This window comes from Nonomuraea sp. NPDC049158 (genome assembly GCF_040648335.1).
Taxonomy (GTDB): domain Bacteria; phylum Actinomycetota; class Actinomycetes; order Streptosporangiales; family Streptosporangiaceae; genus Nonomuraea.
The window spans coordinates 112,055-137,959 of sequence record NZ_JBEZDM010000013.1 but is presented as its reverse complement, the minus strand read 5'-3'; the positions used below and the strand labels follow the sequence as shown (position 1 = coordinate 137,959).

The window sequence follows — 25,905 nt, the reverse complement described above, 5'->3', positions numbered from 1 at the left end:
CCATGCTCTGTGCGTGGACATCCGACAGGACAGGAACGCGCGGCGGATGCCCGCCGGGTTGGTCGCACTCGCGCTCGGCAGCTTCGGGATCGGCCTGACCGAGTTCGTGATCGCGGGCCTGCTGCCCCAGGTGAGCGACAGCCTGGACGTTTCCGAGGCCGCGGCCGGATGGCTCATCTCGGGATACGCCCTGAGCGTCGCGATCGGCGCGATCCTGCTGACCGCCGCCACCACCCGCGTTCACCGCAAGGCCGTCCTCGTCGCTTTGGTGGCATTGTTCGTCCTCGGCAACCTGCTGTCCGCCGTCGCGCCCAGCTACGCCGTGGCGCTGCTCGGCCGCGTCATCGCCGCCCTGTGCCACGGCTCTTTCTTCGGCATCGGCTCGCTCGTCGCCCGCCGCATGGTCCCGCCGGAGCGGGCCTCGCAGGCAGTGGCCGTGATGTTCGCCGGGCTGACGGTCGCCAATGTGCTGGGCGTACCGTTCGGCGCTCTGGTCGGCGAACGCTGGGGCTGGCGCGCCACATTCTGGGCCATCACCGGCATCGGCGTGCTGGCCCTGGCCGCCATCGCCGTGTGCGTCCCGGCCTGGGCGGGCGCCGTACACGAGACCCACCGGCCGGCCGGTCTGCGCCCTCAGCTGCGCGCCTTCCGCTCCTGGCAGGTCTGGCTGACCCTGGCCGCCACCGCCCTCAGCTACGGCGGCATGTTCGGAGCGTTCAGCTACATCGCGTACACCTTCACCGAGGTCACCGGCTTCACCCCCGCGGACGTCGCCTGGCTGCTCGTCGTCTACGGCAGCGGCCTGGTGATCGGCAACATCGCTGGGGGCCGGGCGGCCGACCGCGACCGCGACCGCACGCTGATCGTGTCCCTGGCGGGACTCGCCGCCACGCTCGCGGCGTTCGGGCTGCTGGCCGACGGGCGGATCGCGTCAGTGGTCCTGGTCTTCCTGATGGGCGTCTTCGGGTTCGCCAGCGTCCCCGGCATGATCACCCGCGTCACGGACGCCGCGGGCGGCGCGCCACTCGCCGCCAGCGCCAACGTCGCGGCCTCCAACGTCGGCAACGCCCTCGGCGCCTGGCTCGGCGGCCTCGCGATCAGCGCCAGCCTGGGTTACACCGCGCCGCTGTACGTGGGCGCCGCGGTCGTGGCGCTCGGCCTCGCCGTGATGGTGGTCACCGCGCGCACCGCCTCATCACCGCCGGCCGGCCCTGACCAGGCGACTGGTCCCGCCTGGCTGGACCAGGAACGCCGGCACGACACGATCCGGTAGCCGCCTGGACCCTTTTGACGGTGTCCTTCACCGAAATTCACTGGCTTACGCCCAGATGAGCTCGGAACCGAACTCATCCGTCGGGCGACGGCAGCCGCCAGGAACGCCGGCTGCGAATGGCTGCACGTGGACTTCGAGCCGCACCTACGAGGCTTCTACTTCGACGCATGCGGGTTCAGACCGACCGACGCCGGGCTGATACAGCTCCAAGACGCCTGAGCGCTTCTCCCCAACGCTCGCTCAGCCCTTCGACGCCGAAGATCGGCTGCATGCACGGAAAAGGCGTGGACATGAAAACCATCGGTGAGCAGAATCAGGCTGCGCGTCGCCTATCACCTCACCACTGGTGACGGCGAAACACGCACACGAAAAGGGGACGATCCCCAGTCATCTTGTCTACTTTGAGGGTGTTCACGGTGTCGAGCTTCCACCCCTGGGCTTCAACTACCTCGATGCCACGGCCGAGCTTCTCGATCTCACCGGAAACGTTGAGATGCCCGATCTCACTGATGATCTGAGCCGTGAACACCGTACGTCCCTCAGCTGCGGCGTTTCGGGCGCTGGCCGCCAAGGCGTCGTTCGTGGCCTGCTTGAAGATCCCCATACCTACTCCCCTCTCCACTGGATCCCACAAGGGACCATGGAAATGCCCCAGTAACTCAGACAGCGCAACTTCGTTCAATGCATTGGACGCGCCTCTCATTCAAACGGTTGAGAGCGTCCGGAAATTACTCGAGATGTGAACAGCGGGGCCGCTCGACGCGTACTCGCCTTAAGGCTCCGTCTCTCCGTACACCTATCGCCGAACGCCCCCAGGCCGTAGGCCTGCGATCGGTCGGGACACCATGATCAGGAGGATTCCGCGTGACGAGCACGAGAGTGCGCCCCCATGTCGCCCGCGTCCTGGAGCGGACCCGCGCCGTACTGTTCGCCGTCAACGGCGCAACCTGCGATCTTTACCCCGAAATGGACGCTGCGGCGGTCGCCGGCGACATCCGCGACCGACTCACCGCCCACGGGCACAGGATGTCGCTCCTGACCCTCATCGTGGCCGACCCGCTGTGGATGCTGGACTACGCCCACAAGGTCAGGCGGGACTACGGGACCGAAGCAGAGGAAACCCTGCGAGAGGCCGAGATGGCGGCAGCCTTGACGGCCGTACCGACACCAGGGGCGTCCGAGGTACTGGCGGCCTGCAAGGCCAGTGGCAGACCCGTCGCCATGGTGGGTGACACCTGCACGGCCGCCATCGAGAGCTACCTCGACGCGCACGATCTGCGACACCTGGTGGGGCCGGTCATCGGACGCGAGCAACGCCAGCCCGCTACGCAGGAGCCGGGCCTCGAACTTCTGTGGCAAGCGGCGCTGATGCTCAACGCGGAACCGTCTGACTGCACGCTGATCAGCGTGTCTTCTCAGGAAATGTTCGTGGCCTCGGATGCCGGCGTCCAGGCCATCGGCGTGGTCAGCAAGTACGGCAAACGCAAGCATCTCGCTGACGTCGGGGGGTCGGTCGCGGTTTCCTCGATGCGTCAACTCGCTGAGGCGCTCACAGCCGTCCCCATCACGAATGATTCCGGAACCTCGCCTCATCGGCACTAGCCCCTACTAAGGCAGGCCCCAACGCCGTCGCGGTCACCATGCAGAGGCCCTTTTGGCCTGCTCATCGCGTGTGGTGAGAGGTGGCAGCGGATAGAGCCGTGCGGCTCTATCGCTGTACATCATTACCTCCATACGTCCAAGACGTCCTGGCCCCCCTTCGGCCCCGGCATCAGGTCCACGAAGTGACCGACGGCCTCCACTGACATCAGCAGGCCGCCGATCCCGCCGAGCACCGCGATGAAGGCGTTCAGCCGCCACAGCAGGAGTGCGGCCACCGCTGTCACCACGCCCAGCAGGACGGCGGGGCCGATCGCGAGCAGCACCCCGGGCAGGTCGTCATCGGCGTCCAGGACGAGCCCCCAGAACAGGAAGGCCAGAGCCAGCGGGATCACCAGCGCCATGCTGATCGCCGAAGCCGCGCCACACCGCCACACCGCCACGCAGAAGGCGGGAACCGCATCGAAGCGGCTGATCACCCATATCGAAGGTTTCTCAACGTCTTTGATGTTTTCGTCAGGGCAGTGATCTACTCCCTGCCATGACGACTCTGACGAACCTTCAGCCCGCCCCTGTCATCGACGAGACAGCCCGGCTGCTGACCGAGCACTACGTTTTCCCTGAGATAGCCGAGCAGCTCGCCGACCTGCTACAACGACGCCTCGCCCAGGGCGCCTATGACGTCGACGGCGCCGAGGAACTCGCCCGTCTGGTCACCGCGGACCTGCAGTCCGTCAACAACGACAAACACCTGAGACTGAAGCACCACGCCGACCCGGTGTCCCCCGAGCAGGGCGCGGCAACCCTGGACTCCATCCGCCGGGACTTCGACACCTCGCTGGGCGGTGCCCCCCGGGTGGAGTTGCTCGAGGGAGGGGTCGCCGTGGTGGAGCTGGCGCCGATGCTGTTTCCGCTGGAGTGGGCCGCCGAACCGCTGAGCGCCGCGCTCACCCTGGCCTCCCGCGCCCAGGCGCTGATCGTGGACCTTCGCAACAACCGGGGCGGCGACCCGGACACCGTCGCCTTCGTCTGCAGTTACCTCCTGGACGAGCGCACCCACCTCAACACCATGTACTGGCGCAGCGGCGAGCGCAGCGAGCAGTACTGGAGCCTGCCGCACGTTCCCGGCGCGCGTTTCGGCGGTAGCAAACCGTTGTACGTGTTGTCCAGTGACAGCACCTTCTCCGCCGCTGAGGAACTGGCCTACGACCTGCAGCAGCTCGGCCGCGCCGTTGTCGTCGGCGAGCGCACCCGCGGCGGCGCACACCCGTGCAAGGGCTGGACCGTCCACCCCCACCTGGAAGCCACCGTCCCCACCGGCCGTGCCATCAACCCCGTCTCCGGCGCGAACTGGGAGGGCACCGGTGTGCAGCCGGACGTCCCTTGCGCTGCCGCGGAATCCCTCGACCAGGCACACGCACTGGCACTCGCCCGACTGGCAGGCTGACGCGGTCCAGCTCATCGACAGTGCGGTACCAAACGTTGTTCGTGATCAAGGCGACTGGAGCTCCGGGCCTGGTACCAGACCGCGCTGTGGGCCGATGGAGTGCGAAGTGATCAGCTTTCACCTCAACCACTCCACGAGCTTTACCCGAGAGAGATGATCACTTCGAGGCCGGAGATCCCTGCCGGAGGCATGATCTAACGGTCATCGCCTGTGGTCTGTACTTCGGTCGCTGAGCCGAGCGGACAAGATAGCTGAGGTCCCCACCTTCAGGTTGTCGAACGCGGTCTCCATCAGGCACTGGCCACTCCAGCGGCCGGACCTCGCGTAGGTACAACTCCGTGGGCTGGTCATGCGGATCGCCACCGAGGGAGACGAGCAGCCGTTCGACCGTGGCGCGGGTCAGCGAGTCCTTGTCCAGGAACGCCCACCCTGTGTTGTCGGACAGGAGCCCGCCTCCGTCAGCAAGATCCCAAGATTGCCAGGACAAACACGAAGGCCCGTTCCAGGTTTCCCTGGTAACGGGCCTTGATGCTGTGTGCGGCCGGAGGTACTCGAAACCCCAACCTTCTGATCCGTAGGGAAGGGCACCTTGTCAGCAGTTTCCCGCCCCGGCCTACCAGCCCGCAGCCTGCGCGCACGAACGGACAGCCCGGCAACACGAGGCATGCGCCGACCTCGACATCGGCGACGTCAGCGAACACCGCGAGCGGGCCGTCTGGCACCACGCGGCAGCTGAGCGAGCTCGGAAGTCCGCGGCGGCTAGGGCGACCATGGCGATTTGATCGCGGCAAGGGATGCTATAAGACCGAGTGGGTGATGGTGGCGGTGTAGGCTCCGGCGACGATACTGGCGGGCAGGGTCACGGTGATCGTCGGGTTCCAGGTGGCGGAGTTGTCCCCCGTGCCGTTGGAGGCGGAGAAGGCGGTGCGCGTGGAGCCGAGATCGCCGGCGGTGCCGGGGGTGAACGTCGCGCTACCAGTCGTGGACGTAGCCGCGCCGGGCGAGTAGCGGATGAGGCTCTTCGCGATGGTCTCGGAGGCGGTTGCGCCGCCGGTGGTGAACTTCGTCGAGCTGACGGTCGCGGTCCAGCCGGTGCTCGGGCCACCGCGCGTGTCGGTCACGGTGACCGCGCCGAGCGAGCCCGACACGTTGGCGGCGTCGGCTGTCGCGGAACCCAGGTTCGCGGTTCCGGGCACGGTGATGGTCAGGGCGCCGGTGGAGGGCCGGGTGATGCTGTTGGTGTCCAGGGTGACGGCGCCGTTGCGGGCCAGGACGCGACCGTTCACGCTCACACCGGTGGTCACGGTGATCGAGGTCAGCGCGAGGATGTTCCCGGCGAGGCTGGAGCCGGTTCCCAGCGTGGCCGAGCTGCCGACCTGCCAGATGACGTTGGCGACCTGGGCGCCCCCGGTGAGGGTCACCGTGCTGGAGGAGGCGGTGATGAGGGTGGAGGCGGCCTGGAAGATGAAGACCGCGTCCGGGTCTCCTTGGGCGTCGAGGGTCAGGTTTCCAGTGATGCCGAAGGTGCCTGCGGCGGAGTTGTAGACCCCTGGCGTCAGGGTGGTGGCGCCGAGCTCGGTGGGCACGGTGGTGGCGGGAGTCCGGGCAGCGGCGTCGTTGTAGGCGGTGGTCAGGTCGCTCTGGGCTTGGGCGGCGGAGGCGTCGGCCGCGTGGATGGCTCCGGCGACCACGGTGCCGGGCGGGAAACCGGTCACCGACGTACCCGGGCTAAGTCCGAGGTCGCCGGTGATGATGCTGTTACCGGTGTTGGTGACAGTGCTGGCCCCCAGAACGGCGAAGCTCGCGGCCGTGCCGAGCGGCACTGGCGGTTGCGGGGCGCTCGCGCCGGACTGCGCGGTGAGGAGCATGGTCATGACGGGAATGAGCGCGAAACCGGCCGCCAGCCGGGAAGAGTTGGGCAAGCGGACCTGCGGCGGGGCAGTTACCGTGGCGGAAACCGATGTCGGCGCCCCTATCGATCTCGAGCTCCTGGCGCGTCGCAGCTCAACCGAGGCGAGTTTCCTCATCCGTCCCCCTCTACAGGTAGAGCCAAGCCTGCAGCCCTGACTGCGGATCTAGGCTCAGACAGCGGGGCCAACTCGGCTCGCCGAAGCCCTCGCCACCCCCGAACTGGAGATCGGCTGGCGCAAGGGCCCGATCTGCGACTACATCCCCGCGAGCCAACGTCACCTTAATCCAGCCGTCGCCGATCAAGCTGCACGCCACGCGGGCGACGATCTCGCTCTGTGGGGGCAGATCCACCAAGTGCGCCGGAAGGGGATAATGGGCTGGTCAGTGCCTGGATGTGGGCTTCTTGCAGCACCTGACGGGTGCAGTTCGGCTGTTGCCGCGGTGGGAAGACAAGGTCGCGACTGAACGGTCGTCCCGGTGGCGACAAAGTGAATAGGTATATGCCGTATGAGGTCTCAGCGCGCTCTCGCGGTGCTGGGCCCCCTTGCCCGAGCCGGGGTGGTGGCCGTACATGGGGAAGCTGCGGTCCAGGCCGGTGAGGCGCAGTACCTTGGCCACATACGGGCGGGGCGCGGCCAGGCCGAGGGCGATGTCCAGGGATGTGGCCTGGCGTTGGACGCCGATCAGAACGCCCAGCCCGCGGGCGTCGCAGAACGACAAGGTCCGCGGAACGGGAGACAACTCACGATCCTGTCGTTGGACTGTCCACGGTCAACTACCGGCATGTGCGCATCGTCCAGATCTTCGATCCGGCCTGGCGCGGATCGAGGATGATCTCGACGTCGCCACGGTGCCGGCCCTGGGTCGAGGCGACAGTTCAGCCTGTGAGGGGCGTTAGCTGTGATCAGCTCCCGCGATGAGCTTTGCTTGAAACGCCCATATCCGTCTTTGGGTAAGCGGTGTTGACTGAAGTGTCCAGTTACCTGTCTTCGGGCGGGATGCGCTGTCGGCGATACCCGGGGCGGAGGCGGTCGTGTCCGCCGAGGCAGTGATGTGGGTGGCCGTCATCAGCGGGGTGATGGTGGTGGCGTCGGCCGTCGGCTGCTTCTGGCTGCGAAGGCGTCGAGGTCGCCTTCGCGAGCGATTCGGCCCCGAGTACGAACGCACTGTTGCCGCTGCGGGCAACCGCAGGGCGGCCCAGCGTGAGCTGCCAGCCCGTCGAACGCGATCGGGTCCACTCGACATAAAGCCGCTCGATCCCGACTCACGCCGCGGTTATGCCGACAGGTGGGCCGCGGTTCAGGAGCGTTTCGTGAATGAGCCGAGTCCCGCGGTCAGCGAGGCCGATCTTCTGGTTCGGGCCGTCATGGCCAAGCGCGGCTATGCCACTGAGGATTTCGCGCAGCAGGCGTCCGACTTGTCGCTGCGACACAGCCGCACCCTGGAGCACTACCGCCAAGCTCATGAGATCAGCGGGCGCGCCGGGGACGGTTGGGTGTCGGTACAGAAACTGCGGCAGGCCATGACGCACTATCACGCCTTGTTCGACGACCTCATCGGCGGTGATCGGCGGGCTCTCGCCGAGAACACGATCGATGGATCCCCCCGTGGCGGTGTCACGGAAGACTCACGGAGGTGTCAGCCGATGGCGTTGCCCCGGCAGGAAAGCCAAAGCCGCCTTCTCGCTGATGGCGAATCTTCTGCTGTGAGCGCCGAGGAGAGCAGCGCCGACGAGAGTCACAAGGAACGCATCGACCGCGAGCTGTCCGAGCTCCTGCAGGGGCTGAGGGTCATGGTGACCGGCGTGCAGGTGCTTTTCGCCTTTCTGCTGGCGATGCCGTTTCAGAGTGGCTTCGCCAAGGTGGACACCTCGGGCCATTGGCTGTTCTTCATCGCGTTGACGGGGTCGGCCACCGCCTCGGTCTGTTTCATCACGCCCGCTGTTCAGCACCGGTTGCTGTTTCGTACCGGGCTGAAGGAGAAGATCGTGCATCGTGCCAACGAGCTGGGGCTCGTCGGCGCCGTATCCCTGGCGGTCGCGATCACCGCCGGGGTGGTTTTGGTGGCCGAGGTTGTGCTCGGCAATTGGCTCGCCATCGTGTTCGGTGCCGCGGCGGCGCTGGCGACCTGCTGGCTGTGGCTCCTGCAGCCGATCATCGACCTGCGCCGCCAGGCAACGGCCAACCCACCGCAGACAACACACAACGAGGACAGCCGGGCGGCGGTGAGCAGGCCCTGAGGTGCTCGGCGAGATACGCCCTTCAACCCCTTTGGTGGGAGAATACATGGACATTGATGTCGCCGAACGTGAACACCTGGCGGTGGATGAACTGAAGGCACGGTTGGCCGGAGCCTTCGCCCGCAGCCATTCGGCTGAACGGGTACGTTCTGCGGTGGTGGTGGCCCACCACCGTTTCGATGGGCGGCCAATCCGTGACTTCGTTCCGATCTTCGTCGAGCGAATCGCCAAAGAAGACCTGCGCCGGTCCGCCTCCTAGCGCTGATGTCTCTGCACGCCCGAGGAAAGCCAGGTGGCCGGGCACTTCCCGTCAACGCCTCCCGCTGGGATGCGGATACGGGCGTTGTCAGCCCAAGGCCCTGCGCGCCCAGCCGAGCGCAGCGGTGGGGTCCATCCCGTGCGGGATGCGGTCGGTGGGGGTGTAGCTGAGCCACTGGTCGATAAGCCGGCCGAGGTGTTCGGGGACGTTCGGGGTGAGGTGATCGGCGCGTTCGGGCCGGGTGCCGGCTTGCATCAGGTGGCGGACCTGCAGCAGATCAGCACCGGCGTCGGTGCCGATGGCGGTTTCGATCTCGCGTCGCAGGGGTGCCAGGCCGGTCAGTAGCCAGTAGGCCAGGGCGCCGACGCCGTACAGGTCGGACAGGCCGCTGGGGGCGGCGTCGGTGGCGCCGAGCTGCTCGGGGCTGGCGAACCATTTGGTGCCGCCGGGGGACACTGTGGAGACGCTCTTGCCGGCCTGGTGCAGCTGGGACATGCCCCAGTCGATGATCCTGATGTTGGTGGAGCCGTCCAGCACGATGTTCTGCGGCTTGATGTCCAAGTGGATGATGTTGCTCAGAGCGGCGGCCTGCAGCCCGGCCAGCACCTGATCCAGGACCTGCAGGCCCCACGGCAGCGAGACGCCGGCGCCTGCCCGCTGCTGGAGGTGGAGGTTGAGGCTGCCCGGTTGGTAGAGGGGGGAGATGAGGTAGACCGCTTGGGATCTGCGATCCTGGCCGGAGTCGATGATCTGCCCAATGTGCGGGTTGTGCAGGCGCATGCCGCGTACTTCCCGCAGGAAGGCGCGGAACCGCTGAGAGTCGCTGTTGGCCTGGTGGAACACCTTGGCCACGACGGTGGTGGCGGAGTCGGCGAGTTCGTAGGCCTTGTACAGGGCGGCCATGGCGCTGGCGTCGGCGTTCAAGGGGGCGTAGATGCGCCAGCGGTCGTTGAGCACCATGATCGGCGCGGGGCCGTCGAGGGGTGCGGGCGCCGGCTGCGTGGCCTGGCCCGCCTGGCTCCTCCTCCGCCGCGGCAGGTGCTGGCCGCGCGCACGCTGCAGCTTGGCCGAGGCGATGATCTGCGCTGAGGTGATGATCTGCTCGGCGTCGGAGCGGGCCTGAGCGATGATCGCGGCGGCCTCGATCTGGGCTTCGCGCACCACCTGATGGCGTAGCCGGGCCAGCCCGGTTGTTGCCACGGCGGGTAGATCAGGGCGAGGCCGAGCGGTCGTTCCGCTGTCGGCTGGGAGAACAGACATAGGCACACGAAGTCTTAGCGCGCTGCCGCAGGGCCGGACCCGACCCTGACCCAGACCTCGCCCGTACCCGTGCCGGGGTTGGTGCTGTACATCGGGAAGCTGCGGTCCCGGCCGGTGAGGCGCAGCACCTTTGCCAGGTGCGGGCGGGGCGCGGCCAGGCCGAGGGCGATGTCCAGGGATCTGGCCTGGCGTTGGACGCCGACAAGGACGCTCAGCCCGGCGGCGTCGCAGAACGACACCCCGGACAGGTCGAGGATGAGCAGGCCGGCGCTGTGTCGCAGGGCGCGCAGCAGGCGTTCGCGCACCGCCTCGCGAGTGGCGAGGTCGAGCTCGCCGCGCAGGCGAACGATGGTGGCGGAGGCAGGGATGAGCCACAGACCTGCCCCGAGGCGGGAGTGGAGGGTGGTCATGGGGTTTCTCCGATCGGGGGCATCACAGGATGCGGGCCTCGCGGCGATAGGGCTTCGCGATGAGGTCGAATGAGGTCGGTGACCGTGCTGCGCAGGTGGTCGGCGGCACAACGTCGGGGCATCCCACGGGGCCGGTGAGCTCATGAGTGAGCTGAGCTTGGAGAGTTAGCCGGGGTGCGTCTGTGCCTGCAAGTGGAGGCCGGGCGTCTGGTACCAGCCGGTGAGCTGGAGCAGGCGTCGTACATGTGGGGGCGCCGACCGCAGCGTCAGAACATGGTCGCCGCCGCCGTCGTGCAGAGCGGCGGCGGCGCTGACCAGGGCGCGCAGTCCGCCGACGTCGATGAACGTCAGGCCGCTCAGGTCGACGCAGAAGCCGCGGCCGCTCGCCATCGAACCGAGGCGGGCAGGGTGGAGTGGTCGAGCTCGCCCTCGACCCCCAGGCCCGCACGATCGGCAAGCGGGATGACGCGCAGGAGCTGGTCGGTGGCCGTGATGGGGGCGGCCCTGACGGGGGTGAGCGCGGTCACGAGTCGTTCGACCAGGGCGGCGATCACGGAAGCGGGGGCGCTGGCGGCGTCCTTGGTGCTCATGCCGGGCTCCTACAGGAGAGTACGGGTGACAAGAGGGCCGCGAGGTCGAGGCGGCGTGAACACGTTGCGAGGGTGCCAGCGTGAGCGGTGTCGTACGGTGCAGTGCCCTGATCATCTAGCAGTCTCGCCGGAGCGGAAACCCCCGATGTCAGCCAGGCTTATCACCAGCGGCGATCACCGGCCAGGTGCTGGTCGGTGAGGGTGGCGGGGCCTCACCCCGAGGAGTGCCGATCTCCCGCCCCAGGGCCCGGGGTTCCTCGGGTTCGGCTTCGCGTTCGGGTTCGCGTTCGGGTTCGGGTTCGGGTTCGGGAAGGATGCTCCGACTGGCGATCGCGGCTGGTGATGGGGCTTGCTGCGATTGCGCGTTTCCGCTGGTGAGCCGATCGGGTCTACTGAAGGCGATCAGTCGGCACACCTCGTGCCGGCTGTCGCCCGAGGAGGGTCGTCATGACCCTGAAGATCGATGGCATGGAGGTGAGCGCACGCGGCAGCCTGAACGGTCAGGCGCCACGGTGCGAGCATCTTGATATAGCTCCGGGAGCTGAGCAAGGATCGCCGCAGTGCGCAGGATGCCTGGTTCTCGGCCTGTCCTGGACACGCCTGCTAGTGTGCCTGACGTGCGGTTGGGTGGCCTGTTCCGACGATTCGCCGGGCGGGCATGCCAGGGAGCACTACCGGGAGACCGATCATCCGGTGGTCGGGGCGCTGGAGCCTGAAACAACCTGGCGCTGGTGTTACGTCCACGAACGGATCGTGTGAGCAGCATCTTCCCGGCACGGCACCGGTCGTGACCCGACCCCGACGTACGCTCATCGATTCCAGTGATAACCGACCTCATCATGGCTCGTTTCCCACCACAGACCAGGAAGGACACTGAGAATCCAAGCCGCCTGAGCGCGGTGAGTGTCCGCCTGCACGAGGTCATGGCTGACGGGCGGGCGGATCAATGGTCTGCCTGGGTGGTGGCCGAACGGGGCGGTGAAGGAAAATCACGATGGGCCTTGGTAGAAAGATCAGAGATAAGGCGCAGGCCGTCAAAGGCTGGGCTAGGCAGCGTTTGGGCCGCGCCACCGGCAACCAGCGCCTGCAGGCCGCGGGCAAGACCGATCGGGTTGTGGGCAACCTGAAGCAGGCCGGCAGGAAGGTCAAGGACGCCTTCAAACGCTGACTCCCCTTGTCGGCGAGCCCGGTGGGTTCAGGCCGCGAACCGGTCCCGCCCGGACTCCGCCGCACCCACGATGAGTTCGTGGGACTCGCCGTTCCCCTCATCGCCTCCGACACTCCCCGCGCAATGACAAGGATGGAGACAGAAGCGATGCGCTTCGCCTCGATAGTGCTGGTCCTGTGGCTGATCGCCGGTGCCGTCGCGGCGGCCCAACGCGGCTACTACACAGGACCGGTCGAGAACTGCAACCAGGTGGCCACGATCGCCGTGACGATCGTGGCCGGCCCGCTCAACTATCTCGGTATGAACCCGAAGATCGCCTGCCAGACGCCCAAGCCCAGCAAGTAGCGTCAGGGCTGCCCAAGGCTCGCGAGGATCTGAAGTGCAGGAAAGATGGCCTACATCGGTGCCGCCCGGTCGAAAAGGGGTGGCGGCCATGGAGCTGCGCCAACTGCGCTATTTCGTGACGCTTGCCGAGGAACTGCATTTCGGCCGGGCGGCGGCCCGGGAGCACATCGTGCAGTCCGCGCTGAGCCAGCAGGTGCAGCGGCTGGAGCGCTCGGCGTGCTGGTGCCCGACGACCACCGCTTCGTCGGCCTGGACGCCGTACCCGTCGCTGCCCTGGCCGACGAGTTACTGCTGCTCGGCGAGGAAGGGCAGACACCCGAGCTCAACCAGCTCGTCATCGAGTTGTGCCGCTCGGCAGGTTTCGCACCCACCATCTACAAGGGGACCGTGGAGAGCACCCGGGCCGCCGCCGACCTCGTCCTCCAGCACCGCTGCGTGTACTGCATCCCCTCCTCCTCCCACACCTCCAACCGGCCGGGCACCACCTGGCGGCCCCTGACCGAACCCGTCACGCACTATCCCTGGTCACTGTTGTGGCACAACGCCAACTCCTCGCCTCACATCGCCGCCGTCATCGACAGCGCCCGGCAACTCGCCCAGCGGCTCGGCTGGCTGCAATCCGTCGCCCGGCCCACCGAACCGATACCCGGCGAAGATGCTCCGACAGCCACCAGCCGCAGAGATGAGCCGGTGTAATGCGCCGGGTTTCAATGCCGGTCGCGCCACGGAGCCCCTTCTCCTGCTGATCGGTTCTGGAGATGGGTCCTTTCCGGATCGCCTGTTTCCGCCCCGTACGCGGGGGTGTTGGCTCGGGGCGAACGAGTACGACCGTCGGCGCCGACAATCCTGCGACGGCCGGCCCCTGCTTCGACCGGTCCGGAAGACCGATCCCGTGCAGACATCGATGCACCGCCAAAGGGAGTTCGGTCATGGGCATCATCGCTTGGATCATCCTCGGACTGGTCGCCGGGCTGGTGGCCAGAATGCTGGTCCCCGGTAAAGACTCGCAAGGACTGATCATCACCCTCGCGCTCGGCATCGCTGGGGCGCTGCTGGGCGGCTTCGTGGCCACGCAGGTGTTCCACGTCGCCGGCATCCAGGGCTTCTTCAACCTGTCCACCTGGGTCTGCGCCATCGTCGGCGCGGCAGTCCTGCTGCTCGGCTACAACCTGATCACCGGTCGGCGTTCGGGTCGGCGTTCGGGTCGCTGGGCCGGCCGCCGATGACCCCGCCCAACTCACCCCGCAGCTCAGGCGCCTGCCGCGGCAGGGGTGATGTGTGATGCCCATCGCCGCAGCCATCGCGGCCATCGTCTTCGGCGCCATCTTCACCTTCGCCTTGGCGGGCGGCTCGGCGGGCGGCTTCGACCTGCGCATCGTAGGTGTCATCTTGATGCTCGGCGGCGCCGTCGGTCTCATGCTGCCTCTGCTGCTGCGCAACAGATCACGCGGGAGCCAGTCGACCGTCCGCAGCCAACAGGACGTCATCGACGACCGGCCGCCACCCACCCTGGTGGACCCTCCTGACTATGACGGCAGACGGGGTGGCACTCGCAGGGCGACCCCGGACGATCGTCGCCTGTGAAAAGGGAAGCGCCAAGGCCATCCGGGTGACCGTATCCGGTCTGAAGCCGTGCGGTCCGCCTGTGCGGCGGCGGCCGGTATGTGCCGTCAGGACCGGTCGGCACACCGGTCTCGGCGTGCCTCTGCCGCCCATCAACCCGTGTCCAACTCACTGCCTTTGACCCGTCCTTGCCGGGGCGCGCGAAGAGATCGACATCTTCAGGAGGATGACATGTCCACCATGACCTGGTTGGCCGTCGCTCTGGCTGTGGTCCTGATATTGGCCATCGGCTTCGTTGTGCTGCGCCAGCGCCGGCAACGCCTTCGCCAGCGTTTCGGCCCCGAATACGAACGCCTCATCAATGATCGGGACAACCGGGGCGAGGCCGAGCAGGAGTTGCGTGCCCGAGAGAAGCGGGTCGCCACGCTCGACATCACGCCGCTTACCCCCGAGTCCCGGCAGACTTATGCCGAACAATGGACCAACCTCCAGGAACGGTTCGTCGACGCACCAGGTCCCGCCGTCACGGAGGCCGACAAACTGGTCACGGCCGCCATGGCCGAGCGCGGATATCCCACCGAAGACTTCGAGCAGCAGCTGTTGGACCTGTCGGTGGCGCACGGCCGTACCCTGCACCACTACCGCCAGGCCCACGAGATCAGCGGGCGCGCCGCCCCCGGCGAGGCCTCCACCGAGGACCTGCGGCAGGCCATGGTGCACTACCGCGTCCTGTTCGAGGACCTCCTCGACAACGGCGACGAGCACCACCGTCAACCCGCCGAAGCCCGTCACGAGCTACCGGCACTCCAGGACGACTCCCAGCAAAGGTGACTCGATATGGACATCCGCAACGACCACGAACGCCTTGATGACCGCCCCGACGAATCCGCCGACATGCCGCCGCTCCGGCCCGTACCCGTCCCCGCTCTGGAACACGACAGCGCTGACGATGCCCCGCCGACGACACCATCTGACAAGCTCGTCTTCGACCTGTCGGCCCAGCCACCGCCCGCCCTGCCCACATCGCCGGCACCAGCGGCGTCTCTGCTCGACAGCGACCCGGCCGGTGTCCATGACCGCTGGCGCGACCTTCAGACGTCCTTCGTCGACGATCCCCGCGATGCGGTGCAACGCGCCGACTCGCTCCTGGACGAAGTGATGGCCTCAGTCCATCAAGCCCTGGAAAGCCGCATCCGTGAGCTGCAGGACCTGTGGAAGAACTCCGGCCACAACGACACCGAGCAGCTGAGAATGGCCCTGCGCTCCTACCGCGACACCCTGCACCGGTTGCTGCCACTCGCCGACGCCCCCGACCGTGACGGCGCGACACGGTAACCCCGTCCCGCTGGTGCGGGGAACGCTTGCCCGGCCGTCCTCCACATCCCGCCGATCTTGGCCGCCCTTGTCCACCGGCGGACCGCCGGGCGTCTGCAAGGCACCGGAAAGGAAAAGGATGACCGTCCTGGACACTGGCCTGGAACAGATGACCGCCGAAGAGCTCCTGATCGAAATGGTCCTGCCGCAGACCTCGGAAGCGCACAAGGTACGGCTGCGCGAGCGGCTGGTCGAGACGCACGCCTGGATGGCCAAATCCCTCGCGCGCCGCTACCGCAACCGGGGCGAACCCGTGGAAGACCTCCTGCAGTCCGCCTACGTCGGCATGGTCAAGGCCATCAACGGGTTCGACGCCAAGCTCGGGCACGACTTTCGCCGCTACGCGGCCGTCACCATGGCGGGCGAGGTCAAACGCCATTTCCGGGACCGTGCGTGGGCCATCAGGGTTCCCCGCGTCTACCAGGAACGCCGCTCGAGGCTGAACAAGTTGTCCGCCGACCTCAGCCAGAGCCTGGGCCGCCCGCCTACCGTCGCCGAACTGGCGGCCGAAATGGGCCTCTCACAGGAAGACGTCCTGCTGACGATGGACGCCTTGGCCGCCTACCGCACCCTGTCGCTGGATGCCCCCATCCACAACGACGGCGACTCCGCCAGCCTGGGCGACTTCCTGCCACAGAACGACGAATCACTGGACACCGTCATCGGCAGGCAGTCCGTCAAGGCGCTCATCGACGCCCTGCCCACGCGCGAGAAGCACATCCTGCTGCTGCGCTTCCATGGCAACCAGACCCAAGCCGAGATCGCCGCTGAGTTCGGACTCTCCCAAATGCACATCTCCCGCATTCTGCGCAACGTCCTGGGCCAGCTACGCAAGGCACTGACCGACTAACCGACCGATTAACCGCATCTGAAGGTCTGTGATGACGGTGAAGGACGGGGTCAAGTTCGCGGGCCGCCAGCCGGCCTCAAGCCGCTGGCTTGAATGGCCGGCCCGGGGCGGGTTCGTGGCGTGCGGCGAGCCGCAGGCCTCCTCGATCTCGTGCAGGACGCGGTTGGTCTTGTCCACTGTCCGGTTGAACGGCGGGTAGCCGGTTTCTACCATTTCGCCGACTCCTTTCCGGGCATCACCTCGACACTCCTCCCGGCTGCTCCCCGGCCACATCCCCGAGACGTGTAGTGGCGTGAAAGATCCCCAGGAGCATGGGCTTCACCGTTCCCCGTCGGGGAGGCGGTCTGACATGCGGGGACGCGAACTGGAATGGCATGACGTGGGCGGCCTGCTCGACGCCGTTCAGGCGGGCAAGGCCGCGACCCTGCTGGTGGACGGAGCGCCGGGGACCGGCAAGACCCGGCTGCTCGACGAGACCGCCGCCGCCGCCGGCGAGCGCGGCATCGCTGTGCTCCGGGGCGCGCCGGAGGAGCTGGGCGAGCTGGTGCCGTGCGGCATCCTGTTCGAGACCCTGGACCTGCGGCTCGACCCGGGCTCGCGGGCGCGGACGCTGGAAGCGTTGCGAACGGGCTTTGAGGAACGGGCCACGGCGCCGGTCCTGGCCGTGCTCGACGACCTGCAGTGGGCCGACCCGGCGACGCTGGTCGCCCTGCGCACCCTCCACGGCCTGCTCGAACCCCGGCCGATCGGCTGGCTGCTGAGCCGCTCGACCGCCGACGAACAGGACCAGTCCGCTTCCCTGTTCGACCTGCTGGAGCGCCACGGGGCCGACCGGGTGCGGCTCTCGCCGCTGTCCCCGGCCGCGGCCGTCGCCCTGGCCACCGACACGCTCGGGGTCGCGCCGGGACCGGCGACGCTGGCCCTGGTGGACGCCGCGGGCGGCAACCCGCTGCTGATCATCGAGCTCGCCGGCCTATGCGACGAAGGCCAGGTCCTCGACGGCGCCGCCCTGCGCGTCCCCGACCGGTTCACCAGAGTGGTGCGGCACTGGATCGACGGCCTGAGCACGGCCGCCAGGAACCTGGTGGAGACGGCCGCCGTGATCGGCCGGTCGTTCGACCCCGAGCAGGCCGCAGCTCTGCTCGGCACGAAACCGGCCGCGCTGCTGCCCGCGGTGGAGGAGTCCATGGCGGCGGGCATCCTGGCCGCTACCGCGCACGACCTCACCTTCCGCCATGAGCTGGTCAGGCTCATCGTCGTCGAGCGGGTCCCGCCGCCCGTACGGCAGGCGCTGCTGGGCCAAGTCGACCTGGTAGCGGTCATCGACACCGCGATAGTGGAGGGGCGGCTGCGGGAGGCCGAGCAGCTGGTCCGCGGCGGCCTGGCCGAGCACTCCTTCGCGCACGCTTCGACGCACAGTGTGGCCGAGCTGCGAGGCGTGCTTTCGGACGTCATGTGCCTGACCGGCAGCCTCGAGGAGGCCATGCGGGAGGCCGAGACGGCGCTGGCCGTGCCCGACCTTCCCGGCCACGTGCGCGACCGGGCGCTGCTTGTGCGCCTCTACACCATGACGCGCCTGCGCAGCGACGGGGCGTCCGTTCGCGCGTACGCGCACGAGGTCGTCGAGGCGGGCTCCCGGCACGGCGCGGCGCTCACGGCGGCGGCCCTGATCGCGCTGGCGGAGGCGGAGCGGGACGAGGGCCGCCTGTCCGACGCGCTGGCGCTGGCCGCCGAAGCCAGGCGGCTGACCGGGGCGGACGTGTCGGCCGTGCATCCGTACGAATCCCGGCTGGCCTCCGCCGCGATGCTCATCGACATCCACCGCCTGGACGAGGCGCGGCTGCTCGTCGAGGACGCTCGCGAGGACATGTGCGCCCGCGGCCACCTCGCCTGGGAGGCCGACGTCTCCGCTCTCGTGGCGCGCTCCGAGCTGCTCGAAGGGCGGCTGGACAGCGCCGCGAGCGAGGCCGAGCGGGCGCTGAGCCTTGCCGCGGACCGGGCCACGCCCCTGCCCGCCGCGGTGGCCACCGCCGTCCTGGCCACGGTCACGCTGCGGCGCGGCGACCTGCGGGCGGCCGCCCGGCACGTGGCCGGCCTGGACGGCGACTCGCCCGGCCACGCCCTGCTGACGGCCCAGGTCATCGAGGCGAGCGATGGGCCGCTGAAGACGATGCCCCTGCTGGCCGGCCTGCTCGAACGGCAACGCTCGACGCTCGCCGTCAACCCCACCGCGAGCGCCTGGCTGGTCCGCGTCGCCCTCGCCGTGGACGCCCGCGAGATGGCCAAGACGGTCGTCGCCACTGCGGAGGAACTGGACTCCGTCAACCCGGATGTGCTCGCCCTGACCGCGTCCTCCGCGCACGCGCGCGGCCTGCTCGACGGCGACCGCGAGGCGCTGGCCCGGGCCGCCGGGCGCTCCGACGACGTGTGGGGGCAGGCCTCCGCCACGGAGGACCTCGGCGTCCTGCTGGCCGCCGACGGGCGGCACGATGACGCGGTGGGAAGGCTCGACCGCGCGCTCGCGATCTACCACGAGATCGGATCCGTCCGGGATTCGGCCCGCGTCCGCAAGCGGCTGCGCGCCATGGGCGTGCGCCACCGCCACTGGAGCTACGCCGACCGGCCAGTCTGCGGCTGGGACAGCCTCACCGAGACCGAGCTCAACGTCTCGCTCCTGGTCGCCGACGGGTGGTCCAACCGGGAGGTGGCGGAGCAGATGTTCATCAGCGCGCACACAGTCGCCTTCCACCTGCGGCACGTCTACTCCAAGCTGCAGATCAACTCCCGCGTCGAGCTGACCCGCCTCGTGATCGTCCGGGGGCGGGACGACACCGACGACTGAGGGATTTGCCGCAGAACTACACGCATGGGGGATGTGACCCCGGAGCGCCAGGGAAAGCCTGGAAAACGGTGTGAGCCACAGCGAAGGCAGTCGGCATCGACCTCGGCACGACCAACTCGGTGATCGCCGCCACGGAGGACGGACATCCGACGGTGATACCAAACGCAGAGGGCGCCCGTACGTCCCCGACGGCTCGACCGTGACGGTGGACGTCGACCACGGCGAGCTGAGCGTCACCTTCGCCGGACCAGGGAGCTGACATGATCTCGACCACCGTCGCCTGCTCGAACTGCGGCAAACGGAACAGGGTCCCGGCCGCGGCCGACGGCGTGCCCCAGTGCGGGAACTGCCACCGGCCGCTGCCGTGGATCGCCGAGGCGGGCGACGACACGTTCGCCGAGGTCGCCGAGCGATCGGCGCTGCCGGTCATCGTCGACTTCTGGGCGGACTGGTGCGGGCCGTGCCGAATGGTCACGCCCGCACTCGAACAGATCTCCCAGGACCTGGCCGGCCGCGTCAAACTCGTCAAAGTCGACGTGGACCGGTCGCCCCGCCTGTCCGAGCGCTTCACGATCAAGCACATTCCGACGCTCATGATGATGGTCCACGGCGAGGTCGTCGCCCAGCGGGCGGGCGCCTCGCCCGCCCACGAGCTGCGCCGATGGGTCGAGGACGCGGTCAGGGCGCGCACATGACGCCGGTTCCCGAGACGCCGGATCTATACGGCGCCTTCCCCCGGCTGAGCGAGGCGCAGCTCGCCGAGCTCTCGCCCCACGGCGAGCGCCGGGCCGTCTCGCTCGGCGACGTCCTGTTCAGGGAAGGGGAGCCCACCACGGAGTTCATCGTCGTGCTGAGCGGCAAGGTGGCCATGGTCGAGGGGCACGGCTGCGGCCCGGACGAGAAGACGATCGCCGTCCAAGGCCCGGGCCGCTTCCTCGGCGAGCTCAGCCTGCTCACCGGCCAGGCGGCATTCCTGACCGCCGTCGTCCAGGAGCCAGGCGAGGTGCTGGCCGTCCCGGCCGACGAGGTGCGCGCGCTCGTGGCGCACGACCAGGCGCTCGGCGACCTCATCCTGCGGGCCTACCTGGCCCGGCGGTCCCTGCTGATCGGGCTGGGCACCGGCTTCCGCATCATCGGCTCCCGCTATTCGGCGGACTGCCGGCGGCTGCGCGAGTTCGCCGCCCGCAACAGGGTGCCGCACCGGTGGATCGACCTGGAGGAGGACGAGGAGGCGGACGCGCTGCTGCGCGAGCTGCGTATCCCGCCCGAGGACACCCCGGTCGTGATCTGGCGCGGCGACAAGGTCCTGCGCAACCCGACCGTCGCCGAGCTGGCGAAGGCGATCGGCCTGCCCGCCCCGGTGCCCGGCGACGGCGTCTGCGACCTGGTCGTCGTGGGCGCCGGCCCGGCCGGCCTGGCCGCCGCCGTGTACGGGGCCTCGGAAGGGCTGACGACCGTCGTACTCGACGCCGTGGCCGCGGGCGGCCAGGCCAGCACCTCCTCCCGCATCGAGAACTACCTCGGCTTCCCCTCCGGCATCTCGGGCGCCGAGCTCGCCGAGCGCGCCGTCATCCAGGCGCGGAAGTTCGGCGCTGCGCTGACCGTCCCGGCCGAGGCGACCGGCCTGCAGCCGGACGACGGCTTCTACAGCGTCCTCGTCGAGGACGGCAACACCATCAAGGGCCACGGCGTGATCATCGCCACCGGCGCCCGCTACCGGAAGCTCGACGTCCCCGAGCTGGAGAAGTACGAGGGATCCGGCGTCTACTACGCGGCGACGCCCTTCGAGCTGCGCATGTGCAGCGACTCGCCGGTGGTCATCGTCGGCGGCGGCAACTCCGCCGGTCAGGCGGCACTCTACCTGGCCAGGAATGCCTCGTCGGTGCGCGTGATCGTACGCGGCGACGACGTGCGCGCGAGCATGTCCCACTACCTCGCCGACGAGCTCGACCGCACGCCCGGCATCGAGATCATGCTCAACACCGAGGTACGCCGGCTCATCGGCGACGGCACGCTGACCGGCGTCCGCGTCCACAACCGGCGCACGGGGAAGTCCCTGGAGATCGCCACCAGGGCGATGTTCGTCTTCATCGGCGCCGACCCACACACCAAGTGGCTGGAGGGCGCCGTGCCGCTCGACGACCGCGGCTTCATCATCACGGGACAATCCACCACCTGGAATGCGCTGCTTCCCCTGGAGACCGACCACCTGGGCGTCTTCGCTGTGGGCGACGTCCGCAGCGGATCGGTCAAGCGGGTCGCCTCCGCGGTAGGAGAGGGCGCCATGGCCGTACGCCTGGTGCACGAGAGGTTCACCACCACAGAAAATCGACAGAGAAGACGGTGATCCACATGCCGGTCATGGCACACTCCAGGTTCGAGCGCTTCTTCCGCGCCGCCGCGGGACTCAACGTGGACAAGAACGACCTCAAGCGCTTCAACGACTTCGTCAACCGCAAGCTGTACGACATGCTCGTCGTCGCCGAAGCCGCGGCCAAGGAGAACAGGCGCGACATCATCCAGCCATGGGACCTGCCCATCACCAAGGGCCTGCAGGAGAACATGCACGACTTCCGCGACTTGGACGAGGAGCTGGACCTGACGCCGATCCTGGAGCAGCTCACCGCGCTGCCGCCGCTCGACCTGTCGCTCAGCGTGGACGCCGAGGCCCGGCTGCCGGCCGTGGCGGGCGGGCTGTCCATGGCGCTCGCCCAGGCGTTCAAGATCGTCGAACCCGACCTCAAGAACCCCTCCAGCGAGCACTGGGAGCGCATGACCCGGCTGTTCGGCCTGCTCCTGTGACCATGACGCGGAGCGGCGAGCGGCGGACACCCTCCGCAGGGGCGCGTGCTGTCGTGCCAGCTCGCCGGTGTCGCCGTCGCCGACGGCTGGCCTCATCGGCCCGGATTGGAGGCAACCCGCAGATCGACGGTGAAGACATCATCGGAGACGGGGTGACCGAGTTCGCGGCCGAATTCGTCCAGGACGCGGACATAGTCGAGCTCGCGAGCAAGAATCTCGTCCTCGGAAAGCAGCCGTTGCGCTCAGCGAAGGAGCCGAGCACACTGAGCAGGACGTCCAGGCCGACGCGCACGTCGCCGCCGGCGCGAGCCGTGTTGAGCGCCGACATGACAACCACCGACGCGGGGTCGAAATAACCGGACGTGTGAGCCGCGCGACAGCCGCGCACATGGCGCGGGCCTGATCCTCGGTGAAGTAGCGCGAGGCTGCTGCGTGGGTGGCCAGGCTCATCAGATTTTTGGCCGTGGCGTGCTCCGGCATGGGGCCCACGCGTTCTGGATGTTCGAGAAGCGCCACACCCCTCTCTCCGCAAGCATCGGCTCTGTCCAGATCCAGCAGAACACGCGCAGAGCCGTGTGGCGGGTGCTCGTCGATTCCGGTGATCCACAAGGCTGCGTCGATCGCGGCCTGGGGCTCGCGGGACGGCCGTCATCGAGCACGGGCGAAGCCTGTGCGACGAGGTCGGCATCGCGCGGCCGGGCGGCAAGCGGGTGAGGATTCACGATCTCCGGCACACCGCGGCGACGTGGCTACATGGGCAGGGCGTCGACATGAAGACCATCCAGGGCACGCTGCGCCACAGCCGACTCGCCATCACCTCGGAGATCTACACCCACCTCACCGAGGAGGTACAGCGGCGCGCGGCCGATTCCATGGACGGAGCGCTGTCCCGGTTCGGGCGGCTCGCCCAGTGAGCGCGTACCTGTGACCACCGCCACAGGGCACGATGTAGTCGAATGTAGTCACATGTATTACGATCTTGTGGTGGCGAAGGAACCGACAAGCATCCGGCTGACGGACGCGCAGAAGGCGGGGCTCGACGCGATCGGCAGACGCCAGGACCGAAGCCGGTCCTGGCTCGTCTCGAAGGCCGTGGACGAGTACATCGCGCGGAATCTACCCAGTGACGAGACGACCACGAACGGGGGCGAACCTCAGTGAACAAATGGGCGTTGCTACAGCCGTGGCTACAGTCGGCCCCTGGAAACGACTCAGGGAGTCCCTTGAGATCAAGGAACTCCCTGGTGATGCTGTGTGCGGCCGGAGGTACTCGAAACCCCAACCTTCTGATCCGTAGTCAGATGCTCTATCCATTGAGCTACGGCCGCTCGCTGCGTAAGCCAGCATAGCGGGTCTGGAGCCGTGCCTCGAACCAGATACCGCCCTCACGCCCCACTAGATTCCACCTTCTTCGGCCAAAGGGTGTAGCTCAGGGGCCAGAGCAGGGCGATCAGCGGCACCTTCAGCATGCCGTACATGAAATCGATCAGTGCGCCCGTGCGGGATGGTTCGTTGACGAGCCAGATCAGGGCGAGCAAGAGGGCGCAGGCGATGGCGTACGCGAGGACGATGCGGAGCCAGAAGATCCACTCGTAGCGGGCGCGGGCCATGCCGCCCTCGGGTGGCTTCCAGGGAGGTGGGCCGTCGGCGAAGCGGTGGCGGAACTTGGCGTCGGCCCAGCGGATCGTGCTGTGGCCGAAGACGATGGAGTACGCCAGGTACGCGGCCGCTATGCCGTGCCTCAGGTCGGCCGTGGCGCCGCCGCGCATGTCCATGACGGCTGCCGCCAGGAGGATCACGTCCAGGAGCGGTACGCAGATGAGGAGCGCGGTGCTGAGTCGGTGGCGGTTCCAGAGGTAGCGGCTCGCGAGGCCGAGTCCGAGCAGGAGCCAGAAGCCGATTTCGCAGCCGATCAGGATGGCGACAATCACGCTTCCCATCCTTGGGGGCTCCTCCGGCCGGCGCATCGTCAGTGAAGACGAGCCTGTGGATACATCGAAGTGTTTATCCACAGGCAGACCCTCGAAGGAGGGAGCCGGGTCTGGACGGTGGTGGGATGGGGGGCATGCAACGCGAGGCGTCGTGGGCCGGGCTGGCCTTCGTCGGGGGCCTGCTCCTGATCGTGGGCGGAGCCTACACTCATCGCGAGGTGCCCGAGGGGTGGCTCGCGATGCCCCTGGCGTTCGTGTGCCTGGGGGTGGTGGTACGGCAGCGGGCGCCGTTGGTGGGGCTGGCCCTGGGGACCGTGGGGATCGGTGTTGATCTGGTTGTGGGGCCGTCGTTGCCGACTGTCCTGATATTTACGGACAACGTGTATGCGGCGGCGTTGTACGGGCCGGCGTGGTTCTCGCGGTGGCTGCTGGGGGCCGCCACTGTGCTGGCGGTGTTGGCCGGGGGTGTGACGGGGGTCCTGTCGGGTGACTGGCGTCCGCTGGCGGTCAACGGGATTCAGGCGGGGCTCGTGCTGGTGACGCCTGTGACCACGGCGATGGTGTTACGCCAGCACCGTGAGCAGGCCGTGGCCGAGAGGGCCAGGGCGGAGCAGGTGGTGCGGCTGGCCGAGCTTGATCGGCAGGCGGCCATCGCGACGGAGCGTACGCGGATGGCTCGGGAACTGCACGACATGATCGCCAACCACTTCAGCGCGATCGCTATCCAGTCGACGGGGGCGTTGTCGCGTACGGATCTGGACGCCGTGGCCGTACGGAAGATCATCGAGTCTGTTCGGGAGAACAGTCTGAAAGGTCTGGCCGAGATGCGGACCATGATCGGACTGTTGCGGCAGGAGGGGGATGAGGCCGAAGCCACCCGGCCACGGCTGGCTGACGCGGAGAGTCTGGTCGAACGGTCGCGGCGGGCGGGGATGGCGGCTGATTTCCGTGTCGAGGGGGAGCCGCGGGAGCTGTCTCCGGCGGTGGATTTGGCTGGATACCGGATCTTGCAGGAGGCGCTGACCAATGCGCTCAAGCATGGGGGGCGGGCGGCTGTGGTCAAGGTCGTTTATGAGTCGGGGCAAGTGACGGTGGCTGTGGACAACCCTGTGGATAAGTCTGTGGGTAACCCTGTGGATGACGGACGTACGGCTCGGCTTCTCGGGGCGAGAGAGGTTCCGGAGACGGAGAGCCTTCCCGGCGCTGGGGCCGGACTGGTTCCCGGGGCTGGGGCCGGACTGGTTCCCGGGGCTGGGGCCGGACTGGTTCCCGGGGCTGGGGCGGGGCTGGTGGGGATGAGGGAGCGGGCCGTGTTGGTCGGCGGGTCGTTCGAGGCCGGGGTGGACGGGGGTTTGTGGCGGGTCAAGGCCGTGCTGCCCATGCCGAAGGACGGGAAGGGGCAGTGGGAGGCGGGATGACGATCAAAGTGCTGGTCGCGGACGATCATGCGGCTGTCAGGGCGGGGCTGGTGCTGATTCTCGGTGGGGCCCAGGACATCGAGGTCGTCGGGGAGGCGGCCGATGGGGAGCAGGCGGTGGAGTTGGCCCGCGAGACCCGGCCCGACGTGGTGTTGATGGATGTGCGGATGCCGAAGCTCGATGGCATCTCGGCGACCAGGGAGCTCGCCGGGGTGGCCGATGTGTTGATCTTGACGACGTTCGATGTGGATGAGTATGTGTTCGGGGCGTTGCGGGCGGGGGCGGCCGGGTTCCTGTTGAAGAACACCGACGCGGAGTCGCTGGTCGCGGCTGTCCGGCTGGTGGCCAGGGGGGATGGGCTGATCTCGCCTACGGTCACGCGGCGGTTGATCTCCGCCTTCGCCGAGCAGCCGGTACGCAAGGAACAGCAGGTGGAGGGGCTGACGCCGCGTGAGCAAGAGGTGTTGGCCGGGATCGGTCGCGGGCTGTCCAATGCGGATATCGCCAGGGAGCTCGACATGGCTGAGGCGACCACGAAGACGCATGTGAGCCGGGTGTTGAACAAGCTGGGTCTCAAAAGCCGGGTCCAAGCGGCGATTTATTACTCAGAAGGCCCCCGCTAGT

31 protein-coding genes, 1 tRNA gene and 2 pseudogenes are annotated in these 25,905 nt (G+C 68.2%); 24 read left to right on the top strand and 10 right to left on the bottom strand.

What is annotated here, in order from left to right; translation table 11 throughout:
• Window positions 1-13 precede the first annotated feature (13 nt).
• On the top strand, window positions 14-1,273 hold the full coding sequence (locus AB0B61_RS27665; protein ID WP_358437464.1) for an MFS transporter: 1,260 nt from the start codon (window positions 14-16) through the stop codon (window positions 1,271-1,273).
• A 337-nt stretch (window positions 1,274-1,610) separates the two neighbouring features.
• On the opposite strand, the gene AB0B61_RS27660 is transcribed toward AB0B61_RS27665, so the two are convergent.
• Window positions 1,611-1,877, bottom strand: coding sequence for a hypothetical protein (locus tag AB0B61_RS27660; protein WP_219534557.1), 267 nt, complete (start codon window positions 1,875-1,877; stop codon window positions 1,611-1,613).
• Between the two features lie 260 nt (window positions 1,878-2,137).
• Here AB0B61_RS27660 and AB0B61_RS27655 point away from each other — a divergent pair, with 260 nt between their 5' ends.
• On the top strand, window positions 2,138-2,875 hold the full coding sequence (locus tag AB0B61_RS27655; RefSeq protein ID WP_358437461.1) for a hypothetical protein: 738 nt from the start codon (window positions 2,138-2,140) through the stop codon (window positions 2,873-2,875).
• A gap of 122 nt (window positions 2,876-2,997) precedes the next feature.
• On the opposite strand, the gene AB0B61_RS27650 is transcribed toward AB0B61_RS27655, so the two are convergent.
• Complete coding sequence (locus AB0B61_RS27650; protein ID WP_358437458.1) at window positions 2,998-3,351, bottom strand: hypothetical protein; 354 nt, start codon at window positions 3,349-3,351, stop codon at window positions 2,998-3,000.
• Between the two features lie 62 nt (window positions 3,352-3,413).
• Here AB0B61_RS27650 and AB0B61_RS27645 point away from each other — a divergent pair, with 62 nt between their 5' ends.
• Window positions 3,414-4,319: a S41 family peptidase gene (locus tag AB0B61_RS27645; RefSeq protein ID WP_358437455.1), complete on the top strand. Its 906-nt coding sequence runs from the start codon at window positions 3,414-3,416 to the stop codon at window positions 4,317-4,319.
• A gap of 797 nt (window positions 4,320-5,116) precedes the next feature.
• Here AB0B61_RS27645 and AB0B61_RS27640 read toward each other — a convergent pair.
• Together AB0B61_RS27640 and AB0B61_RS27635 are read right to left on the bottom strand one after the other, a co-directional pair.
• A complete protein-coding gene (locus tag AB0B61_RS27640) occupies window positions 5,117-6,241 on the bottom strand; it encodes an ice-binding family protein (RefSeq protein ID WP_358437452.1) in 1,125 nt (374 codons plus the stop codon).
• A gap of 370 nt (window positions 6,242-6,611) precedes the next feature.
• Complete coding sequence (locus AB0B61_RS27635) at window positions 6,612-6,950, bottom strand: STAS domain-containing protein (RefSeq protein ID WP_358437832.1); 339 nt, start codon at window positions 6,948-6,950, stop codon at window positions 6,612-6,614.
• Window positions 6,951-7,263: 313 nt separating this feature from the next.
• Between AB0B61_RS27635 and AB0B61_RS27630 the strand changes: the two genes are divergently transcribed.
• Both AB0B61_RS27630 and AB0B61_RS27625 read left to right on the top strand, forming a co-directional pair.
• The gene (locus tag AB0B61_RS27630; protein WP_358437449.1) at window positions 7,264-8,469 is read left to right on the top strand and encodes a DUF6328 family protein; all 1,206 of its coding nucleotides are present in this window, start codon (window positions 7,264-7,266) and stop codon (window positions 8,467-8,469) included.
• Window positions 8,470-8,515: 46 nt separating this feature from the next.
• A complete protein-coding gene (locus AB0B61_RS27625) occupies window positions 8,516-8,728 on the top strand; it encodes a three-helix bundle dimerization domain-containing protein (protein ID WP_358437446.1) in 213 nt (70 codons plus the stop codon).
• An 87-nt stretch (window positions 8,729-8,815) separates the two neighbouring features.
• Here the strand turns inward: AB0B61_RS27625 and AB0B61_RS27620 are convergent, their stop codons facing one another.
• The 4 genes from AB0B61_RS27620 to AB0B61_RS27605 form a co-directional block, all read right to left on the bottom strand.
• Entirely contained in the window at window positions 8,816-9,928 is a 1,113-nt protein-coding gene (locus tag AB0B61_RS27620; protein ID WP_358437443.1) for a protein kinase, read from the bottom strand.
• Window positions 9,929-10,002: 74 nt separating this feature from the next.
• The gene (locus AB0B61_RS27615) at window positions 10,003-10,398 is read right to left on the bottom strand and encodes an STAS domain-containing protein (protein WP_358437440.1); all 396 of its coding nucleotides are present in this window, start codon (window positions 10,396-10,398) and stop codon (window positions 10,003-10,005) included.
• Between the two features lie 165 nt (window positions 10,399-10,563).
• Window positions 10,564-10,788, bottom strand: coding sequence for an STAS domain-containing protein (locus tag AB0B61_RS27610; RefSeq protein ID WP_358437437.1), 225 nt, complete (start codon window positions 10,786-10,788; stop codon window positions 10,564-10,566).
• Complete coding sequence (locus tag AB0B61_RS27605) at window positions 10,755-10,988, bottom strand: hypothetical protein (RefSeq protein WP_358437434.1); 234 nt, start codon at window positions 10,986-10,988, stop codon at window positions 10,755-10,757. The genes AB0B61_RS27610 and AB0B61_RS27605 overlap by 34 nt, the downstream gene beginning before the upstream one ends.
• 447 nt (window positions 10,989-11,435) lie before the next feature.
• On the opposite strand from AB0B61_RS27605, the gene AB0B61_RS27600 reads away from it, so the two are divergent.
• From AB0B61_RS27600 to AB0B61_RS27520, 17 genes and pseudogenes are all read left to right on the top strand, one after another.
• Window positions 11,436-11,747 carry a UBP-type zinc finger domain-containing protein gene (locus AB0B61_RS27600; RefSeq protein WP_358437431.1) on the top strand — a complete coding sequence of 104 codons (312 nt, stop codon included), beginning with the start codon at window positions 11,436-11,438 and terminating at the stop codon, window positions 11,745-11,747.
• 235 nt (window positions 11,748-11,982) lie between these two features.
• Entirely contained in the window at window positions 11,983-12,156 is a 174-nt protein-coding gene (locus AB0B61_RS27595; protein ID WP_358437429.1) for a CsbD family protein, read from the top strand.
• A gap of 132 nt (window positions 12,157-12,288) precedes the next feature.
• Entirely contained in the window at window positions 12,289-12,501 is a 213-nt protein-coding gene (locus AB0B61_RS27590; RefSeq protein ID WP_358437426.1) for a hypothetical protein, read from the top strand.
• An 88-nt stretch (window positions 12,502-12,589) separates the two neighbouring features.
• Window positions 12,590-12,712, top strand: a pseudogene (locus tag AB0B61_RS27585) (LysR family transcriptional regulator); the annotation flags it as partial.
• A 5-nt stretch (window positions 12,713-12,717) separates the two neighbouring features.
• Window positions 12,718-13,197, top strand: a complete 480-nt coding sequence (locus tag AB0B61_RS27580; protein WP_358437424.1) for a LysR substrate-binding domain-containing protein — start codon at window positions 12,718-12,720, stop codon at window positions 13,195-13,197.
• A gap of 233 nt (window positions 13,198-13,430) precedes the next feature.
• The gene (locus AB0B61_RS27575; RefSeq protein WP_358437421.1) at window positions 13,431-13,727 is read left to right on the top strand and encodes a GlsB/YeaQ/YmgE family stress response membrane protein; all 297 of its coding nucleotides are present in this window, start codon (window positions 13,431-13,433) and stop codon (window positions 13,725-13,727) included.
• Window positions 13,728-13,782: 55 nt separating this feature from the next.
• Window positions 13,783-14,085: a hypothetical protein gene (locus AB0B61_RS27570; protein WP_358437419.1), complete on the top strand. Its 303-nt coding sequence runs from the start codon at window positions 13,783-13,785 to the stop codon at window positions 14,083-14,085.
• A gap of 210 nt (window positions 14,086-14,295) precedes the next feature.
• Entirely contained in the window at window positions 14,296-14,895 is a 600-nt protein-coding gene (locus AB0B61_RS27565; protein WP_358437416.1) for a hypothetical protein, read from the top strand.
• A gap of 6 nt (window positions 14,896-14,901) precedes the next feature.
• Window positions 14,902-15,399 (top strand): hypothetical protein, encoded by a 498-nt coding sequence (locus AB0B61_RS27560; RefSeq protein WP_358437414.1) that lies wholly within the window; start codon window positions 14,902-14,904, stop codon window positions 15,397-15,399.
• A gap of 118 nt (window positions 15,400-15,517) precedes the next feature.
• A complete protein-coding gene (locus tag AB0B61_RS27555) occupies window positions 15,518-16,288 on the top strand; it encodes a SigB/SigF/SigG family RNA polymerase sigma factor (protein ID WP_358437411.1) in 771 nt (256 codons plus the stop codon).
• A gap of 349 nt (window positions 16,289-16,637) precedes the next feature.
• Complete coding sequence (locus AB0B61_RS27550; RefSeq protein WP_358437409.1) at window positions 16,638-19,130, top strand: LuxR C-terminal-related transcriptional regulator; 2,493 nt, start codon at window positions 16,638-16,640, stop codon at window positions 19,128-19,130.
• Between the two features lie 95 nt (window positions 19,131-19,225).
• A pseudogene (locus AB0B61_RS27545) lies at window positions 19,226-19,318 on the top strand (Hsp70 family protein); the annotation flags it as partial.
• A 72-nt stretch (window positions 19,319-19,390) separates the two neighbouring features.
• Window positions 19,391-19,825 (top strand): thioredoxin, encoded by a 435-nt coding sequence (trxA, locus tag AB0B61_RS27540; protein WP_358437406.1) that lies wholly within the window; start codon window positions 19,391-19,393, stop codon window positions 19,823-19,825.
• The gene (locus AB0B61_RS27535) at window positions 19,822-21,477 is read left to right on the top strand and encodes an FAD-dependent oxidoreductase (protein WP_358437404.1); all 1,656 of its coding nucleotides are present in this window, start codon (window positions 19,822-19,824) and stop codon (window positions 21,475-21,477) included. The genes trxA and AB0B61_RS27535 overlap by 4 nt, the downstream gene beginning before the upstream one ends.
• 5 nt (window positions 21,478-21,482) lie before the next feature.
• Window positions 21,483-21,932 (top strand): DUF1931 family protein, encoded by a 450-nt coding sequence (locus AB0B61_RS27530; RefSeq protein ID WP_358437401.1) that lies wholly within the window; start codon window positions 21,483-21,485, stop codon window positions 21,930-21,932.
• Window positions 21,933-22,543: 611 nt separating this feature from the next.
• The gene (locus tag AB0B61_RS27525; RefSeq protein WP_358437829.1) at window positions 22,544-22,846 is read left to right on the top strand and encodes a tyrosine-type recombinase/integrase; all 303 of its coding nucleotides are present in this window, start codon (window positions 22,544-22,546) and stop codon (window positions 22,844-22,846) included.
• A gap of 70 nt (window positions 22,847-22,916) precedes the next feature.
• Window positions 22,917-23,093, top strand: a complete 177-nt coding sequence (locus AB0B61_RS27520) for a ribbon-helix-helix domain-containing protein (RefSeq protein ID WP_358437398.1) — start codon at window positions 22,917-22,919, stop codon at window positions 23,091-23,093.
• Between the two features lie 94 nt (window positions 23,094-23,187).
• On the opposite strand, the gene AB0B61_RS27515 is transcribed toward AB0B61_RS27520, so the two are convergent.
• Window positions 23,188-23,260 (bottom strand) — tRNA-Arg (locus AB0B61_RS27515).
• Between the two features lie 57 nt (window positions 23,261-23,317).
• Window positions 23,318-23,872, bottom strand: coding sequence for a hypothetical protein (locus tag AB0B61_RS27510; RefSeq protein ID WP_358437396.1), 555 nt, complete (start codon window positions 23,870-23,872; stop codon window positions 23,318-23,320).
• 116 nt (window positions 23,873-23,988) lie between these two features.
• Here AB0B61_RS27510 and AB0B61_RS27505 point away from each other — a divergent pair, with 116 nt between their 5' ends.
• Together AB0B61_RS27505 and AB0B61_RS27500 are read left to right on the top strand one after the other, a co-directional pair.
• A complete protein-coding gene (locus AB0B61_RS27505; protein ID WP_358437393.1) occupies window positions 23,989-25,281 on the top strand; it encodes a histidine kinase in 1,293 nt (430 codons plus the stop codon).
• The gene (locus AB0B61_RS27500) at window positions 25,278-25,904 is read left to right on the top strand and encodes a response regulator transcription factor (RefSeq protein ID WP_358437390.1); all 627 of its coding nucleotides are present in this window, start codon (window positions 25,278-25,280) and stop codon (window positions 25,902-25,904) included. Before AB0B61_RS27505 ends, AB0B61_RS27500 begins: the two co-directional genes overlap by 4 nt.
• The last annotated feature ends 1 nt before the right edge of the window (window position 25,905 follow it).